This is a genomic window from Halorubrum sp. Ib24 (genome assembly GCF_002252745.1).
GTDB lineage: Archaea > Halobacteriota > Halobacteria > Halobacteriales > Haloferacaceae > Halorubrum.
Genome location: NZ_NHOX01000040.1, coordinates 314,992 through 330,702, shown reverse-complemented (window position 1 = coordinate 330,702; position 15,711 = coordinate 314,992). Strand labels below are relative to the sequence as shown.

The window sequence follows — 15,711 nt, the reverse complement described above, 5'->3', positions numbered from 1 at the left end:
CGGATGGGTTCAAAAGACACGCGGGGCGTTTTATATCCGTTTCGAGCGGAGCGCCACCGCGGCGACGCCCGTCGCGACCGCGACCCACCCGAGCAGGACGGCCACGAGCACGCCGACCGAGAGACCGCTGCCGTCGAGCGCGGCCGCGAGCCCCGCGCCGCCGGCGTCGGTCGGGGCGAGCGCGAGGAGCCGGTACGTCGAGACCGGGTTCGCGGCCACCGCGACGGCGACGAACCGCCCCGCGCCGTCGAGCGCGGCCAGCACGCCGAGCGCGAGCAGGTCGTGGACCAGGGCGAACCACGCCCAGACGAGCAGGGCGCCCGCGAGCGCGACCGTCGAGGTCGGCGCGACCGCGGAGATCGCCACCCCCAGCCCGAGGAGCGCGACGGCGACGGCGACCGTCGCGAACAGGAACCACGCGAACGTCGGCCAGCCGGCGAGCCCGAACTCCCGCAAGAGGAGCAGCCCGGGGACGCCGAAGACGACGACGACCGACGCCGAGAGCACCGCGGCCCGCCCGGCGTACACGCCGATCGCGGTTTCGACCCGCGAAACGGGCAGCGTCAACACGACCCCGAGGCGCCCGCGCTCCGCCGCGCGACGATCGCGCCGTGACCGAACGCCAGCGCGGCCAGCGGGACGAGGTACGTCGCCAGTTCGACGTAGCTCGCGACGACCGGCTCGTAGCCGGTCGGCGCCACGCTCGACCCGCTGAACGTCGCCAGCAGGAGCCCGAACGCGGCGAACACGACCGTCAGCGCGACGGCCCACCCCCGGCGGGCGGTCAGCCGGGTCTCGCGGCGAGCGATCCGGAGGACGATCCCGGGACGCGGGAGGGGAACGGAGATCCCCTCGGCGTCGGTCGGGGTCTCGTCCGCGGTCTCCGTCTCCCTCTCCGTCGCCTCCGCGGAAGCGTCCGTCCGCGAGGCGGCGGTCGAGCCGTCGACGACGACGCCGCCGTCCGGGGCCGGGTCCGAGTCAGACGCCGTGTCGGCGTCGGGCGCCTCGCCGTCCTCGGGCGCGGCTCCGCGCCCGCGCTCAGGCATCTCGACCACCCCCGGTGAGCGAGACGAAGGCGCCTTCGAGACCGGCCTCGTGGTCGGCGGCGAGCCCGTCGGGCGTCCCCTCCGCGACCAGCCGCCCGTCGTCGAGGACGCCGACGCGGTCGCAGACGCGCTCGGCCTCCCGCAGCGCGTGGGTCGCCATGAGCAGTGTCACACCCGTCTCGTCACGCACGCGGGTCAGGACCTCGCGGAGCGCGGCGACGCCGTTCGGGTCGAGCCCCGCGGTCGGCTCGTCGAGCAGGAGCACCGCCGGATTCGCGAGGAGCGCGGCCGCCAGCCCGAGCCGGCGGCGCATCCCCTTCGAGTAGCCGTCGATGGGGCGGTCGATCGCCTCAGCGAGCCCGACCGTCGCGGCCGCGCCGGCGATGCGCTCGGCGGCGTCCTCCGGGCCCGACCCGACTCCGCGGACGTCGGCGTGGAAGCGCAGGGTCTCGCGCCCCGTCTCGCCCGGCGGAAAGCCGGGCTCCTCGGGTAAGATTCCGATCGCCTCGCGGATCCGCCACCCGATCTCGCCGACCTCGCGGCCGCCGACCGAGACGGTCCCCGCGTCGGGGCGCTCGCGGCCGGCGATCAGCCCGAACAGCGTGGACTTGCCGGCGCCGTTGGTTCCCACGAGGCCGTACGCGTCGCCCGATTCGACCGTGAGGTCGAGCCCGGCGAGGGCCTCGACGTCGCCGTACCGCTTGTGAACGTGCTTAATATCGATGCGCATGGTTACTGGTGCCGCTGGTGGTGGTCGTCTCCCGGGTCCGAGTCGTACTCGACGGTCGCGTCGACGGCCGCCGCGTACGGGCGATACGGCTCGACGTCGTGGACGGGGTCGGCGAGCGGGCGGTGGTCGACGACCCCGGCGGTCTCGACCGCGGGGAACCGGCTCTCGACCAGCCGGATCGCGTCGAACGCCGGGCCGTCCGCGAAGACCGCTGCGGCGGGGTGCTCCTGCACGAGCCGCTGGGCCGCGCCGGCCGGCCGATGCCGCGTGTCGCTTATGCCGTCGCCGTCGGCGTCGGCGACGCGGGCGTCCGACCAGTAGTTGCCCCGGTCGGAGCCGTTCCAGGCGACGAGGTCGCGGGTCGTCGTCAACACCGGCTCCTCGTTCTCGACGAACCCGTTGCCGGCGACGGTCGTCTCCGAGGTCCCGGCGGAGTGGTGGACCCCGACCCCGTTGGCGTACAGGAGGTTCCCCCGGACCTCGTTGTGCTGGGCGTTGTAGAGGAAGATCCCGTCGTCGTTGGCGACGAGGCGGTTGTCGCGGACGACGCTGCGGTCGATCTCCTTGAGCAGGATCCCGTGGCCGCTCTGCCCGCGGTTCGCAACCGCGGTGTTGTTCACGACCTCGATGGAGTCGCTGACCATCAGCGCGTACCCCACGTCGTTCTCGAAGGCGACGTTGTCCGCGATCCGGTTGTCGTCTGAGTACATGTAGTGGACGCCGTAGCGCAGGTCCCACAGCGTGTTCCCGGTCGCCTCGACGTCGGAGGCCCACGAGTAGTAGATCCCGTCGCGCACGTCGGTGATCTCGGTGTCGCGGATCTCGCTCCCCTCGGTCTCCCAGAGGTTGATCCCGTTGCCGCGGTTCGCGAACCGCGGCGCCTCGGTGCCCTCGATCCGCGAGTCGGCGACCGTCACCTCGTCCGCGCCGTTCACCCAGACGCCGAAGGCGGCGTCGGTGAGGTAGAGCTCCGAGAGCGTCGCCCCGGAGGCGTTCCCGGCGACGTACACCCCGGCGTCCTGCGACTCGAGGTCCTCGCCGGTGTCGTGGATCCAGACGCCCTCGATCGCGGCGTTCGGCGCCTCCAACACGACGACGCTGTCCTCGCCGCCCCCGTCGACCAGGGCTCCGTGAGTCTCGCTCGCCCGGACCGTCACGTTCGGCTCGTCGACGACGACCGGCTCCGTCGGCTCGAAGACGCCGGAGAGCTCGACCGCGTCTCCGGGCTCCGCGGCGTCGACCGCGGCGGTCAGGCTCTCGTACGTCCCGGCGGTCGCGTTCTCGCCGTCGGTCGCGTTTCCTCCGCCGTCGCTCACGACCGTCGCGGTCCCCGTCGCCGTCGGCCGCGCCGGGTCGTACGTCGGCGGGTCGACGACGAGCCCGTCGGTGCCGTTGGCCGCCTTCGTCCCGCTCGCGTCGCCGGACACGGCGCCACCCCCCGCCGCCGCGGCGACGCCGCCGAGGACGGCCGCGAGCACGACGGCGGCGGCCACGAAGACCGCGCGCGCCGAGACGAGGCCGGCGACCGACGGGCGTCGGGTCATCAGTTCACCTCCGCGCCGGGCTCGTCGGTGGTCGCAGGCGGCTCGTCGCTCGACCGGTCTCGGTCGGGGCCGTCGCCGTCGCTCCCGCCCCCGAGGCGGTCGCGGAGTCGCTCCGCGGCCTCGCCGACGGTGACCTGCGAGTCGCGGAGCAGGTACGCCGCGACCAGCAGGAGGAACCCCAGTCCCGTCATGTACCCCCCGGGACCGAACCACGCCACCCCGCTGATGTTGGCGATCTCGTAGCCGCCCAACAGCGGCGGGGTGAACTCCGCGACGCCGACGACCGGCGCGTCCTCCCCGAGCGCGTGGCCCGCCTGGTACAGGCGGTACTGGACGATCGCGAACGTGCCGACGAACGCCACGGTCGCCCCGACGAGCTGGCCGAAGAGGCCGTAGCGGAGCTTGCGCTCGGTCGGCGCGACCGCCACGAAGACCCCCGCGGCCGCCACCGCGAGGAACAGGACCGGCCCGAGGATCCACTCCGGCGCGGCGATCGCGTCCGGGTGGACCGCGTAGTTCGGGTCGACGAACACCGGGTCCGGGTAGTAGAACCCGACGTAGTGGTTCAGCGCCTGCACCTCGGCGAAGTCGCCGCCGAGCCGCGGGTAGGCGTACAGCTCCACGAGGAGCCCGTCCGGGTACTGCGGCGCCTCGAAGGCGATCTCCCAGACGGGCACCGCGAGCGCGGCGACGAACAGGACCGCCGCCGTCAGCGGCAGCGCCCGTCTGAGTTCGGTCAGTCGGTCGAGTGCGGGTGTCATAGGGTGGGGGGTGGTGGTCGGGTGTGGTCGAGTGGCTGTTCGGTCCCTACGCGGACGGCTCGACGAGGATCCGCGAGCGCATCTCCAGGTGGAGCGCGCTACAGAAGTACGCGCAGTACGCCCAGAACACGCCCGGCTGGTCGGCGGCGAACGTCACCTCGCGGGTGTCCTGCGGCGCCAGCGCGAGGTTGATGTCGTACTCCGGGATCGCGATCGAGTGGATCACGTCGCTCGTGGTCTCGATGTTCGAGATCTTGAGGCGGACCTCGTCGCCCTCCCGAAGCGTGACCTCCGGGAACGCGTACTCGTTGCGGCGCGCCCACATCTCGATCTCGACGGTGCTCTCGTCGACCCGCTCGAAGGACTCCTCGCCCTCGGCGACGTACTCCAGCTCGTAGTCGTCCGGGTCCCACGTCTTCGCGGGGTCGATCTTGTCCTTGTGGACGATGCTGGCGTCGTGCGGCTCGGGGTACGACGGCTTGTCCTTCACCAGCTGCATCCCGGCGTCGTCGTCGCCGATGTGGAACAGCTGGTCGTTCTCCGGGTGGATCGGCCCCACCGGCAGGAATCGGTCCTTCGAGAGCTTGTTCAGCGAGACGAGGTAGTCGCCCTGCGGCGACGCCGTGTACGACTCCGCGGCGATGAGGTGGCCGGGGTTGTAGTGGACGTCGTGGCGGTCGACGACCGGCTCCTCGGAGCCGGCCTCGGACTCGACGGCGGCCTCGTAGTCCCACTTGACCACCTCGCTGTCGATGAACGTCGTCGTGTACGCGTGGCCCCGCCCGTCGTAGGCGGTGTGGAGCGGCCCCATCCCGATACGGGGCTGGCCCACGATGGCGTCCTGCGGGTCGTCGACCTCGGCGATGGCCTCGATGTCGATGACGGTACAGCTCGGGTCGAGCTTTCCGGAGGCGATGGCGTACTTCCCGTTCGGCGTCACGCTGACCCCGTGCGGGCTCTTCGGCGTCGCGACGTAGCGGACGATCGGGCGGTCGCCCTCGTTCAGCGGGCTGTCCTTCGTCCCGTCGACGACGGGCACGCCGCTGATCTCCTCGTACTGGCCGCTCTCGACGGCGTCCCAGATCGCGGGGATGTCGAACGCCTTCACGTAGTCGCGGTCGGAGCGGGCCATCTCGCCCTCGGTGGTCCCCTCCTCGCTGTTGTAGCCGGTGGCGAAGAACCAGCGGCCCTCCTTGCCGCCGTCCCCGTTGTCCATGTTGCCGTCGACCTCGACCTGCCACTCGACGTCCATCGTCTCGGGGTCGATGGCGGTGATGACGGAGCCGTACTCGTCCGGGCTCTGCACGTCCCGGCCGTCGTTCGGCATGGGGACGCGGAACTCGCCGACGCCGAAGACGAGCTGCGTGTCCGGCAGCTGCATACAGGCGCCGTGGACGCCCTGACAGTTCGGGACGTTCGTGATCGCGTCCGTCTCGAAGTACTCCAGGTCGACCCGGGCCATCCGCCCGTTGGCCTTGTCGTTGACGAACAGCCAGCGGCCGTCGTAGTCGTTGTCGGTCTGCGAGACGCGCGGGTGGTGGGTATCCCCCCACACGTGGCCGTCGCCCTCCTCCTCAAGCATCCGGCTCGACTTCGCGTCGTGACCGTAGCCGCGCGCGCTCTCCGTCTGGAACACCGGGATCCGCATCAGCTCGCGCATCGACGGGAGGCCGACGACGCGGATCTCGCCCGTGTGGCCGCCGGAGAGGAAGCCGTAGTTCTCGTCGTGCTCGCCGGGCGCGACGGAGTGCTCGCCGCTCCCGGCCGCGCCGCCGGAGTCGTCGTCCTCGTCCGCGAGGATACTCGTACAGCCCGCGAGGCCGCTCATGGCCCCGACGGCGGCGCCGGCCTTCATGAAGTCGCGCCGCCCGAGCTCCAATCGCGGCAGGTCGAGGCTCGGTCGCTTCGCCGCGGTCGCGTCCGTCCCCTCCGCGGTCGAGGCGATGTCGCGCTCGTGGTCGGTGAGCAGGTGCTCGATCGTCCGCCCGTCGACGATCTCGGGCTCGTCGCCGGCCGCGTCCGTTCCGTCCGCCGGTCCCGTCTCGCCCGCGTCCGCGGGCGTCTCGTCGCGCTGTTCGTCGGCTCGTGCCGTCGGCTCGTCGCTGGCGTTGGGTTGGGAAGTCATTGTCTGGTGGTGGCGTCGGCGCTGCCGTCCGCTCCGCCGTCGCCGTCGGCGTCCGTTCGGACCGCGATCCGCTCGACCGCCCGATCGCCGAGGACCGCCCGCAGCTCGGCTTCGATCTGCGGGACGAGCCGGTCGCGCGCGGCCTCGGCGTCGAAGCGGTAGCGGTGTCGCGTCGTCCCCCGGCGCCGCTCCGCGCCGCGGTCGACGAGCCCCTTCTCGACGAGCCGGTCGACGGTCCGCTTCACCGTCGTGTACGCGACGTCGTCGCCGCGGTCCGCGACCGCGTCGTGCAGGTCGCGAGCGGCGAGGGGTTCGTCGGCGCGCCGCAGGACTGCGAGGAGCTCGCGTTCCCGCGGTCCGAGCTGTGTCCACTGGGTCATGGGTGGTCGGAGCCGAACCGGTCGGTTCGACTCCGCTACTGATCAGTACGCTCTAACCCCGGGGGTAGCTGTCGGCGAACAGTTCGGAGGTTTAAGTACCGTCGCCGGTCCCGAACGTCTGCGAAAAGAGCGCCGCCGTCACGGTCCGGAGGTGTTCCGACACCGTGGACTTCGCGAGGTCGAACTCCGCCGCGACGTCGGCGGCGGAGGCGCCGCCGGTCTCGAAGTACCCCTTCTCGGCGGCGACCGTCGCGATCTCGGCCTGCCTGTCGGTCACGCCCGCGAGGTCGACGGGGACCACGTCGGGGCAATACTCGTCCCCGTCGCCGCGAGCGCGGTCGACGCAGAGCCGACGGAGCTCGACGTCGAGGCCGACCGCCTCGCACTCGTCGACGATCGCCCGCAGTTCCTCGTGGCCGCTCAGGACGAACGAGACCCGGATCTCGCCGTCGACCATTTCGGTCCGGCGCGGCGACACCGGGAAGTTCGCGAACGCCGCCGGGAGCCCGCCGCAGGAACAGCCCGCACAGATCCCGCCGTCGGGATCGGTCGGCGAGGGGTCGAGCGAGGAGGGCTCCGAGCGCGGGGCCCCCTCGGAGTTCGGCGCCCCGAGATGGACCCCGCCGTCGGTGGCCGGACGCTCGCACTCGATCTCGTACCGACCGTGCGCTCGGCCGCCGAACTCGACGAGGTCGAGCCCGGTCGGCGGGTCGTCGGGCGGATCGGCGGCGACGAACTCGACGCGGTCGTCGGTCGAGTCGACCCGTACCTCCTCGACCGGCGTGCTGGCCGAGAGGGCCGCGACGGGACAGCCGTCACAGGAGGAGAGGGCGAGTTCGGCGTGAATCCCGGTGCTCATGTGCGAAGCTAGGCGCTCCGGGACTCATATAACGCCGAGCGGTTTCCAGCGCGGTGAAAAGACCGCTCCGGCCCCGCGACCGATCGCGGGAAGCCAGCCGGAAGCCCGCGATCCGTTCCGGTGAGCGCGCCCTTATAAATTCGGGGTCGAAATCGGGCGACATGCCGCCACTGGAACTCCCGCTCGGCCTCGGCACGTCGGGGCTCGACGACCCCGCGGAGTGCACCGCCACCGTGACCGCCGCCCTGGAGGCGGGGTACCGCCACGTCGACACCGCCCAGATGTACGACAACGAGGCCGCGGTCGGCGAGGGGATCGCCGCGGCCGACGTCGAGCGCGACGAGGTCGTCGTCGCCACGAAGGTCCATCCCGAGAACCTCGCTCCCGAGGACGTCCGCGAGACGGCCCGCGAGAGCCTCGACCGCCTCGGGCTCGACCGCGTCGACCTGCTGTACGTCCACTGGCCGATCCGCGCGTACGACGCCGCCGCGACGCTGCCGGTCTTCGACGAGCTTCGCGACGCGGGGCTCACCGACCACGTCGGCGTCTCGAACTTCACCCCCGAACTGCTCCGCGAGGCCCGCGAGATCCTCGACGCGCCGATCGCCGCCCACCAAGTCGAGTGTCGCCCGCGGTTTCAGCAGGCCGAACTGCGCGGGCTCGCCGCCGAGTTCGACCACCGGCTCGTCGGCTACTCGCCGCTGGCCCGCGGCGACCTGTTCGACGACGAGGAGTTCCTCGCGATCGCCGACCGGGCCGATCGCTCGCCGGCCGTCCTCGCGCTCGCGTGGGCGCTCGCTCGAGATGTCACGCCGATCCCGAAGGCGACGGGCGACCACGTCGCCGAGAACCTCGACGCCGTCGACGCCGAGATCGATCCGTCCGTCCTCGACGCCGTCGACGGGCTGGAGCGGGGCGACCGACGGATCGACCCCGACGACGCGGCGTGGAACCGCTGAGGGGCGGCAGATCCCCCCCGAACGACGGCCCTCACACCGCCTCCAACCGCGCCTCCATCTCCGCCTCCGCCCGGTCGACGAGGTCGGCCATCGGCTCGTCGACGTACGTCGTCCACTGGTCGACGAACCCCGAGCGGCCGAGCATCCGGACGACCTCGTAAATAGGCCTCCGGGCCGCGAATCCCGCCGGGAGCCCGTCGGCGCACTCGGCGTACCCGGCGCGGAGCGCCGCCGCGTACCGCTCGGGCCCCCGCTCGTCGAACCCGTTGAGGAGCTGGTCCTCCGCCCTGACGAGGTCGCGGGCGGGATCGCCGACGTGGGCGAGCTCCCAGTCGATCGGAGCGATCCCGTCGCCTGCCTCGGCCTCGCGGTCGCGTCCGGTCCCGGCGCCGACGACGAACAGGTTCGGCATCGCGACGTCGCCGTGGAGGAGCGCCGCGGGGGCGTCGCGGAGGCGGTCGCGGTTCGCCTCGACGCAGTCGACGACGGCGTCGTAGTGGTGGCCGAGCCGCTCCGACGTGCCGATCTCGCGGGTTCGCTCGATCGTTTTTAAAAGCACGTCCGGCCACGGCGCGGGATCGAGCGCGAGTCCGCCCCGCCCGTCGCTCCCGACGATCTCGCCGTGCGTCTCGAACCGCTCGGCGTGGAGGGTCGCGAGCGTCGCGCCGACGCGCCGGAGCAACGCCGCGCGGTCGGCCTCACCGCCCTCTCGTTCCCCGAGCTCGTCCCACAGGTCGAGGAGCTCGCGTCCGGGAGCGGGCGCGGTGACGAGGTACGGCACCGTCGCGTCCGGGTCACCGGCGAGGACGTCCGGGACCGCGATCGGCCGCTCGGCGGCCAGGTAACGCAGGACTGCCAGCTCGCGGGCGATCCGGGTGCCGTCGCCGTCGACCGCGACCTTGCAGAACGCCCGACCGCCGTCCGCGAAGGCGACCCCGACCGTCTCGTTGGCCCCGTTCCACGAGGGGCCGACGCCGGTCAGGCGCTCGACCGACCGCTCCGGGAACGCATCGGCGAGAGCGGCCGCCGCGGCGTCGTTCATGGCGATGCGTCGCGGCCGGGCGGTGTTAAAATTGCTGTCACTCCTGTTAACACGAGGCGGTGAAATGCCTTTGTTGCGGCCGAGAGATGCCGAATTCAGAGAAGCACCGATAACCTGATAACTGTTGTCGGTTTATCAATTGGTAGTGAGAGACGACGCGATCGGAGAACGAGTACGCCTCGAGACGCGGGGTGAGACGCTCTGCGTTCGCGACGCGTTGGAGGGTGAGGAGCTCCGGCTCGTGTCGGACACCGAACCCGATCCGGAGCCCGCGCTCACGGAGCTGTTCCCGTTTCCGGTCGACAGAGCGGTCAGCTTCGAGGCGGGGTCAATCTCGGTTCCCGACTACTCGGCGGTGACCGTGCGCAGGGCGGACGGCGAGTTCGTCGCGCGGCTCGACGACCCGATGGAGCTCCGACGAGGGTCGTACTGCTTCGACGTCAGCGGGGTGGCCAAGGCGCTGATCCGCGCGACCGACGTGGCGGTCTCGACGACCGGCATGGCCGACTCCGGGGCGGTCGACCTCGAGTTCGACCGATCGGTCACCGTCACGGTCGGCGCGCGGTCGCTTCACACCCGCCCCGAGGCGACGATCACGGTCCCCGACGACCCGGCCGCGCTGGCGGAGGCGGTCTCGGTGCTCGGCTCGTCGATCAAGGAGTTCTCCGCCGAGCGGTCGTGGCCGACGCTCCGCGGCTACCCGCCGCGCATCGAGCGCGGCGACGCGCTCGACATCCCGAGCCCGTTGGTCCCTCCCGACACCGGCGTCGAGGTCGTCGTCCGCCCCGACTACGCGGACGTCTACCGGCTCTCGACGCTGTCGTACTACCTCGGGGCGCGGATGGTGACCGGAAACGCGCCCGCGATCCGGCTCGCAAACGGCTACATCGAATCGCTGCCGACCGAGGGGGTCGCGCTCGAAGAGCGGGCCGCGGAGCTGCTTCGGACGTGGTTCTTCCTCGATACGCTCACCCGGACCGAGGGGTACGTCCCGTCCGACCGGTACGAGTACGAGCTGGTCGGCTCGGAGCTCCCCTTCTACCCGCCGAAGCTCGCGGACCTGTCGATGAGCGAGCGGCTGATGGAGTACCTCGAAGTGGATGCGGAGACCGTCGCGCCGTACGCGCCCGACTGGCCGACCGAGGCGGTGCTCCGGCCGAATCCGACCGGCGCCGAACTGCTTCCCCACCTCGCGCACGTGCTGGCGCCGGTTCGGGTGCGCGGCACGGCCGAGCCCGTCGATTCCGGAGCGCCGGACGCGCTCGCGACCTCGCCGTGGCTCGCTCCGGCGGGTGGAACCCCGAGCCCGGACGACGACCCGCTTCCGGCGGGGACGTCGGTGTTGACGCCGGCGAGCTACGAGAACCGGCTCCGTCGGGAGACGACCGCCAGCGGCGATGTCCGGTTCGTCGCGCTGGTCGGCTCTGCTGAGCGCGCGACGAGGACCCGTCGCGCGCTTTCGGAGCCGGCGGTCCCCGATGGCGTCGGGGAGTGGGAAGTGCTCGACGAACCCGACGCGGAGGCGGTCGGGACCGTGCTCTCGGACCCCGACGTCGACGTCGCGTACTGCGCGCTCCCGGTCGCGGACGGCGCGGTCGCCGCGGCCGACGACACGGTCGCGGTCGCCGATCTCGGCGACGCGCCGACGCTGACGGTCTTCGAGGGGACCGACGGCGTCGACGGCGGACTCGCCGCCGTCGAGAACGGGGGGCTCGGTTCCGTCGCCGTCGCGGGACCGCCGTCTTCCACGGCCCTCAGGTCGGTCGTGGCCCTGTTAGCGGCGGGGACGTCGATGACCGCGAGCGTTTCGCTGTCCGGTCTCGCAGACGAGACTCGGATCCGCCGCGTCGGCGATCCCGGCGTCCCGGTGGCGTCCAACAGCGTGTCGGCGATGCAAGTGAACACGGTGCGGTCGGAGTCGCCGACTTCGCATCGGTTCGAACGCGGATCGGTGCTCTCTCTCCAGGATCGGATCGGAATCGAGCAAACGCAGCTGTTCGAGGGGTTCGACGAGCTGAGCGAGCTGGTCGGAACGACGCGGACCAACGGTCCCGCTGTCGACTCCTCACAGCTCCTCGCGATGCTCGAACAGGACGATTCGATCGTCCGTTTCAACGATCGCCTCCTGCTTCCGAGCGACGACCTCTCCGAGGCGGACGTCGAGCGAATGGCTCGCCGAGCCCTCGCGGAGGACGCGTCCGAGGGAGCGATATCGGGCAGTCTGGCTGAGGAACGTCGGCCGGACTGACGGCCGGCGGTCTCAGCTCGTCCGAACTCACCGAGGATTTTTATTACGTAGCCGACGAATCGCCGCGTATGCCCCAGATCCACCTGGACGAGGAGACGGTCGAGCGCCTCGACGCGCTCCGGGTCGACGACGAGGAGTACGACGAGATTGTCAGGGAATTGATCAACATCTACGAGGCCGAGGGGCTGACGCTGTTCCGCAGCGGCGACTAGAGTAACGACCGAGGGCCTCGTCGGTCGCGGCCGTCCGGTTACTCCTGATACGCGAGCCTGACCTGTTCCCACTTCCCGTTGTCTTCCAGGTGCGCTTGCAGCTCGTCGGCGTACTCCTGGACGAGCTGTTCGGCGGCGGCGAGCTCCTCGTCGCTGCCGCCGCCGCCTCCCGAGCCGCCGAGGCCGAGCGCGCCCTTGATCGAGTCGACGAGGCCGCCGCCGGCGCCGCCGCCGTCCCCCCGGTCCGGCGCTCCGCCCATCGCGGCGACCTGCGACCGGACGTTCTCGAGTTCCGGCATGATCGCCGGGAGGCTGGAGGTGTCGGCGACGATGCGGGCCTCCTCGGGGTCGGCGGCATCCTCGATCTCGAGCTCCGTCGCCGTCATGATCAGGCCCCACTCCTGGCTGGAGAACCGCGAGGCCGACACTCGGTCCGTGAACTGGTTGTCGACGGTCATGCGGTCGCCGACGATCGCGTCTGTCCACTCGCTCATACTCGACCCTTCGGCTGCGGCCGTACAAGCCCCTTTCCCTCGTCGCTCTCGGAGCGTCGCTCTCGGGACGTTTTATACCGTTCGGCCCTTCGAACCGCCATGAACACGCGAACGCGACGAGAGCTGCTCGCGGGCGTCGGCGCCGCCGCTGCCGCCGGACTCGCGGGGTGTACCGGGGCGTTACTCCCGGGAGGCGACGGCGGGGGCGACGACGCGGCCCCGGTCGATCGGACCGGCGAGGAGAGCGTCGCGGTCGCGGTGGGGGCGGACGGCGGCTTCTCGTTCGCGCCCGCGGCGGTCCGGGTCGACGCCGGCACGACGGTCGTCTGGGAGTGGACCGGCGTCGGCGGCAGTCACAACGTCGTCGACAGGGGCGGCGCCTTCGACTCCGGGCTCGCCGCGGCCGAGGGCCACACCTTCGAGCGCGAGTTCGCGACGCCGGGCACGTACGAGTACGTCTGTACGCCCCACCAGACGCGGGACATGGAGGGAGTCATCGAAGTCGTCGAGCGGTAGTCGCTACCGGGAGGCCGCATCTCAGCGAAGCCCGTCGAAGGCGTCGCCGGCGAGACCGGGGGCGTCCGGAACCGCCACCTCGCCGTCGGCGACCGGGCAGGGGTCCGGCGCGAGGTCCTCGTCGAGCAGCGAGGCCGTGGCGAGCCCGCAGGGGGCGACCTCGGGGACCGCGGCCGCGACGTGGACCGCGGCGGTCCGCGCGACGACCGCGTCGATCGTGGTGGTGATCACGGGCTCGACACCCGCGGCCCGGGCGGTCGCCGCCGCCGCCAGCGCGCGGTCCGGCCCGCCGAGCGCCATCGGCTTCAGGACGACTACATCGGCCGCGCCGGCGTCCAGGACGGCGTCGAGGTCGCGACGAGCCAGCGACTCGTCGAGCGCGATCGGGACCGGAGCGTCGGCGTCGTCGCCGGCGCGGTCGTCTCGGTCTTCTCGGTCGTCTCGGGCCTCTCTGTCCTCTCGACCCTCTCGACCGCTCCTGAGGGCCGCCGCGCCGGCGAGGTCCTCGGCGGGGAGCGGCTGCTCGACGTAGGCGAGGTTCAGCGGCGCGAAGCGGTCGAGCGCCTCTCGGGCGGTCGACCGGTCCCACGCGCCGTTCGCGTCGGCCCGGAGCGCGACGTCGTCGCCGAGCGCCTCCCGCACCGCGCGGAGACGTTCGACGTCGGCGTCGAGGGCGCGCGCGCCGACCTTCACCTTCACGCAGTCGAACCCCTCCGCGACGGCTCGGGCGGCCGCCGCGGCGGTCGTCTGGGGGTCGCCGTCGCCGACCGTGGCGTTGACCGGGACCGTCTCGGTCGGCGTCGGGAGCCCGCGATCGGCCGCGAGCCGCGCGGCCAGCGACCGCCCCTCGCCTCTCGCCGCGGCGTCCGCGAGCGCGAGCGCGAGCCCGTGACGGGCCGCGGGCGTGGCTCCCGGGTCGAGGCGGTCGAGCGCGTCGTCGACGAGGGCACCGCCGTCGTCCGCGACGCCGCGCAGGGCCGACTCGCACGCCGACCGCGACTCGGTCCAGCCCGGGAGCGGGGCGGCCTCGCCGAGTCCCGGGACCGAGATTCCGGCCCGGTCGTCCGGCCCCACGCCGACGAGGAACCCCTCGCGCTCCGTGATGGCGCCGCGGGCGGTGCCGAGCGGGCTCGTCAGGTCGAGCGAGAAGGGGCGGAGCCGCATCGGTCAGAGCGCGAGGCCGACCGCGAACGCGACCGCGTAGGCCGCGAGGAGCTTTCCGGTCGACTCCAGCGCCGGGTTGAGCGCGTCGCCCGAGGTCTCGGTCAGGACGGTGCGCGCGACGGCGGCCGCGAGCGGGAGCGTGACGAGCGGGAGCAGCACCGCGGGGCCGTCCCCGCGGGCGAGGAACCAGAAGGGGGTGAGGTAGGCGAGCGCGAGCAGCCCGACGTACTGGACGCGCGAGAACCGGTAGCCGAACCGGACCGCGAGGGTGCGCTTGCCGGTCGCCGCGTCCTCCTCCAGGTCGCGGACGTTGTTGACGACGAGGATGTTCGTCGAGAGCGCGGCGATCGGGAGGCTGGCGACGACGGCGGCGAGGGTGACCGTATCCTGGGGAATCCACAGCGGGAACGCCTCGCCGACGAGCGCGGCGGCCTGCACGTAGTAGGTGCCCGTGACGGCGATCACGCCGAAGAAGACGAAGACGAAGAGGTCGCCGAGGCCGTGGTAGCCGAGGGGGTACGGGCCGCCGGTGTAGGCGATCCCGGCGGCGACGGACGCCAGTCCGATCACGAGGATCGGGACGCCGCCGACGGCGACGAGGTAGGTGCCGACGAGGATCGCGGCCGCGAACGTCAGCCACATCGCCCGCTTCACTTCGGCCGGTTCGATGAGGCCGCTGGCGACGACGCGGGTGAACCCCTCGCGGTCGTCCGTGTCGGCCCCCTGGATGGCGTCGTAGTAGTCGTTCGCGAAGTTGGTGCCGACCTGGATCAGCGCCGCGCCGACGAACGCCGCGAGCGCCGGGAGCGGGGCGAACGCGCCCGTTCGGAGGGCGAGCCCGACGCCGACGATCACGGGCGCCGCCGCCGCGGGCAGCGTCTGCGGCCGCGCGGCGATCACCCACGCCCGCCGCCGCGACACCTCGGTACTCATTGGCAGCGATACGCGCGTGGCGTCCCTTAACCTTGCCATCCCGGATCGATCCGGCGGGGTCGTCCGGGACACCCACAGCTATGCCGGTCGGCGGCGAGGCCCCGGCATGGCCCGCGTACCATACGTCGACGCGTCGGACGTGCCCGAGGAGTACGAGGAGCTGCTGGAGTCGTCGCTCCAGGGGAAACCGCTCCACGTCTATCGGTCGCTCGGCAACAACCCGGAGGTGCTCGCCGGACTGCGCTCGTTCCTCGGCTCGCTGTGGACCGACAGCGGCCTCTCGGACCGGGACCGCGAGCTCGTCATCCTCGCCGCCGCGAGCGAGACGCGCAACCGCTACGAGTGGCACCAGCACGTCAACATCGCCCGCGGCGTCGGGATCGGCGACGACGTCATCGCCGGGATCGGAACCGACGACCTGACCGACCTCGACGCCGACGAGACGACGCTGGTCGAGTACGCGGTCGCGGTCGTCCGCCGCGAGGTCGACGCGATCGCCCACGGCGAGGTCGCCGCCGCGTACGACGACGAGACCGTGGTCGGCATCGCCGCGCTCGCGCAGGGGTACGCCGGGCTCGGCGGGATGATCGAGGCGTTCGACCTCGAACTGGAGCCGGGCGACGAGTTCCACGGCTGGGACCCGCGGTAGGCGGCGCCGCGCGGTGCCGAGGTCGGGTCCCGACGACCGACAGATACGA

The 15,711-nt window shown here is 72.3% G+C and carries 17 protein-coding genes; 5 read left to right on the top strand and 12 right to left on the bottom strand.

Going from position 1 to position 15,711, the window contains the following annotated elements; translation table 11 throughout:
* Window positions 1–30 precede the first annotated feature (30 nt).
* The 8 genes from DJ82_RS15380 to DJ82_RS11705 form a co-directional block, all read right to left on the bottom strand.
* Window positions 31–567 carry an ABC transporter permease subunit gene (locus DJ82_RS15380; protein WP_241881506.1) on the bottom strand — a complete coding sequence of 179 codons (537 nt, stop codon included), beginning with the start codon at window positions 565–567 and terminating at the stop codon, window positions 31–33.
* Window positions 564–1,046: an ABC transporter permease gene (locus DJ82_RS15375; protein ID WP_241881505.1), complete on the bottom strand. Its 483-nt coding sequence runs from the start codon at window positions 1,044–1,046 to the stop codon at window positions 564–566. The genes DJ82_RS15380 and DJ82_RS15375 overlap by 4 nt, the downstream gene beginning before the upstream one ends.
* Entirely contained in the window at window positions 1,039–1,776 is a 738-nt protein-coding gene (locus DJ82_RS11730; RefSeq protein ID WP_094524028.1) for an ABC transporter ATP-binding protein, read from the bottom strand. Before DJ82_RS11730 ends, DJ82_RS15375 begins: the two co-directional genes overlap by 8 nt.
* Before the next feature lie 2 nt (window positions 1,777–1,778).
* Window positions 1,779–3,320, bottom strand: a complete 1,542-nt coding sequence (gene nosD, locus DJ82_RS11725; protein ID WP_094581869.1) for a nitrous oxide reductase family maturation protein NosD — start codon at window positions 3,318–3,320, stop codon at window positions 1,779–1,781.
* Complete coding sequence (locus DJ82_RS11720) at window positions 3,320–4,081, bottom strand: hypothetical protein (protein ID WP_094581868.1); 762 nt, start codon at window positions 4,079–4,081, stop codon at window positions 3,320–3,322. The genes nosD and DJ82_RS11720 overlap by 1 nt, the downstream gene beginning before the upstream one ends.
* A 46-nt stretch (window positions 4,082–4,127) precedes the next feature.
* Entirely contained in the window at window positions 4,128–6,206 is a 2,079-nt protein-coding gene (gene nosZ, locus DJ82_RS11715) for a TAT-dependent nitrous-oxide reductase (protein WP_094581867.1), read from the bottom strand.
* Window positions 6,203–6,586 carry a BlaI/MecI/CopY family transcriptional regulator gene (locus DJ82_RS11710; RefSeq protein ID WP_094581866.1) on the bottom strand — a complete coding sequence of 128 codons (384 nt, stop codon included), beginning with the start codon at window positions 6,584–6,586 and terminating at the stop codon, window positions 6,203–6,205. The genes nosZ and DJ82_RS11710 overlap by 4 nt, the downstream gene beginning before the upstream one ends.
* Before the next feature lie 91 nt (window positions 6,587–6,677).
* On the bottom strand, window positions 6,678–7,445 hold the full coding sequence (locus tag DJ82_RS11705) for a helix-turn-helix domain-containing protein (RefSeq protein WP_094581865.1): 768 nt from the start codon (window positions 7,443–7,445) through the stop codon (window positions 6,678–6,680).
* 161 nt (window positions 7,446–7,606) lie between these two features.
* On the opposite strand from DJ82_RS11705, the gene DJ82_RS11700 reads away from it, so the two are divergent.
* Complete coding sequence (locus DJ82_RS11700; RefSeq protein WP_094581864.1) at window positions 7,607–8,404, top strand: aldo/keto reductase; 798 nt, start codon at window positions 7,607–7,609, stop codon at window positions 8,402–8,404.
* Window positions 8,405–8,435: 31 nt separating this feature from the next.
* Here the strand turns inward: DJ82_RS11700 and DJ82_RS11695 are convergent, their stop codons facing one another.
* Window positions 8,436–9,446: a phosphotransferase family protein gene (locus tag DJ82_RS11695; protein ID WP_094581863.1), complete on the bottom strand. Its 1,011-nt coding sequence runs from the start codon at window positions 9,444–9,446 to the stop codon at window positions 8,436–8,438.
* 145 nt (window positions 9,447–9,591) lie between these two features.
* Here DJ82_RS11695 and DJ82_RS11690 point away from each other — a divergent pair, with 145 nt between their 5' ends.
* A complete protein-coding gene (locus DJ82_RS11690) occupies window positions 9,592–11,694 on the top strand; it encodes a hypothetical protein (RefSeq protein ID WP_094581862.1) in 2,103 nt (700 codons plus the stop codon).
* 68 nt (window positions 11,695–11,762) lie between these two features.
* A complete protein-coding gene (locus DJ82_RS15010) occupies window positions 11,763–11,906 on the top strand; it encodes a hypothetical protein (RefSeq protein ID WP_170938366.1) in 144 nt (47 codons plus the stop codon).
* 38 nt (window positions 11,907–11,944) lie between these two features.
* Here DJ82_RS15010 and DJ82_RS11685 read toward each other — a convergent pair whose 3' ends face one another.
* On the bottom strand, window positions 11,945–12,400 hold the full coding sequence (locus DJ82_RS11685) for a DUF5799 family protein (protein ID WP_094581861.1): 456 nt from the start codon (window positions 12,398–12,400) through the stop codon (window positions 11,945–11,947).
* 99 nt (window positions 12,401–12,499) lie between these two features.
* Here DJ82_RS11685 and DJ82_RS11680 point away from each other — a divergent pair, with 99 nt between their 5' ends.
* A complete protein-coding gene (locus DJ82_RS11680; RefSeq protein ID WP_094524018.1) occupies window positions 12,500–12,916 on the top strand; it encodes a halocyanin domain-containing protein in 417 nt (138 codons plus the stop codon).
* 21 nt (window positions 12,917–12,937) lie between these two features.
* Here the strand turns inward: DJ82_RS11680 and DJ82_RS11675 are convergent, their stop codons facing one another.
* Both DJ82_RS11675 and DJ82_RS11670 read right to left on the bottom strand, forming a co-directional pair.
* The gene (locus DJ82_RS11675) at window positions 12,938–14,080 is read right to left on the bottom strand and encodes a mandelate racemase/muconate lactonizing enzyme family protein (protein ID WP_094581860.1); all 1,143 of its coding nucleotides are present in this window, start codon (window positions 14,078–14,080) and stop codon (window positions 12,938–12,940) included.
* 3 nt (window positions 14,081–14,083) lie between these two features.
* Window positions 14,084–15,013: a 1,4-dihydroxy-2-naphthoate polyprenyltransferase gene (locus DJ82_RS11670; protein WP_094581859.1), complete on the bottom strand. Its 930-nt coding sequence runs from the start codon at window positions 15,011–15,013 to the stop codon at window positions 14,084–14,086.
* Between the two features lie 106 nt (window positions 15,014–15,119).
* Here DJ82_RS11670 and DJ82_RS11665 point away from each other — a divergent pair, with 106 nt between their 5' ends.
* Window positions 15,120–15,662, top strand: coding sequence for a carboxymuconolactone decarboxylase family protein (locus DJ82_RS11665; RefSeq protein WP_094524015.1), 543 nt, complete (start codon window positions 15,120–15,122; stop codon window positions 15,660–15,662).
* Window positions 15,663–15,711: the final 49 nt, after the last annotated feature.

Bases quoted from the DNA above. Each gene is read 5' to 3' on its own strand.
- DJ82_RS11680 (WP_094524018.1), top strand. From the start codon at position 12,500: ATGAACACGCGAACGCGACGAGAGCTGCTCGCGGGCGTCGGCGCCGCC.
- DJ82_RS11670 (WP_094581859.1), bottom strand. From the start codon at position 15,013: ATGAGTACCGAGGTGTCGCGGCGGCGGGCGTGGGTGATCGCCGCGCGG.
- DJ82_RS11700 (WP_094581864.1), top strand. From the start codon at position 7,607: ATGCCGCCACTGGAACTCCCGCTCGGCCTCGGCACGTCGGGGCTCGAC.
- DJ82_RS15010 (WP_170938366.1), top strand. From the start codon at position 11,763: ATGCCCCAGATCCACCTGGACGAGGAGACGGTCGAGCGCCTCGACGCG.
- DJ82_RS11705 (WP_094581865.1), bottom strand. From the start codon at position 7,445: ATGAGCACCGGGATTCACGCCGAACTCGCCCTCTCCTCCTGTGACGGC.
- DJ82_RS11695 (WP_094581863.1), bottom strand. From the start codon at position 9,446: ATGAACGACGCCGCGGCGGCCGCTCTCGCCGATGCGTTCCCGGAGCGG.
- DJ82_RS15375 (WP_241881505.1), bottom strand. From the start codon at position 1,046: ATGCCTGAGCGCGGGCGCGGAGCCGCGCCCGAGGACGGCGAGGCGCCC.
- nosZ (WP_094581867.1), bottom strand. From the start codon at position 6,206: ATGACTTCCCAACCCAACGCCAGCGACGAGCCGACGGCACGAGCCGAC.
- DJ82_RS11720 (WP_094581868.1), bottom strand. From the start codon at position 4,081: ATGACACCCGCACTCGACCGACTGACCGAACTCAGACGGGCGCTGCCG.
- DJ82_RS11685 (WP_094581861.1), bottom strand. From the start codon at position 12,400: ATGAGCGAGTGGACAGACGCGATCGTCGGCGACCGCATGACCGTCGAC.
- DJ82_RS11665 (WP_094524015.1), top strand. From the start codon at position 15,120: ATGGCCCGCGTACCATACGTCGACGCGTCGGACGTGCCCGAGGAGTAC.
- DJ82_RS11710 (WP_094581866.1), bottom strand. From the start codon at position 6,586: ATGACCCAGTGGACACAGCTCGGACCGCGGGAACGCGAGCTCCTCGCA.
- DJ82_RS11675 (WP_094581860.1), bottom strand. From the start codon at position 14,080: ATGCGGCTCCGCCCCTTCTCGCTCGACCTGACGAGCCCGCTCGGCACC.
- nosD (WP_094581869.1), bottom strand. From the start codon at position 3,320: ATGACCCGACGCCCGTCGGTCGCCGGCCTCGTCTCGGCGCGCGCGGTC.
- DJ82_RS11730 (WP_094524028.1), bottom strand. From the start codon at position 1,776: ATGCGCATCGATATTAAGCACGTTCACAAGCGGTACGGCGACGTCGAG.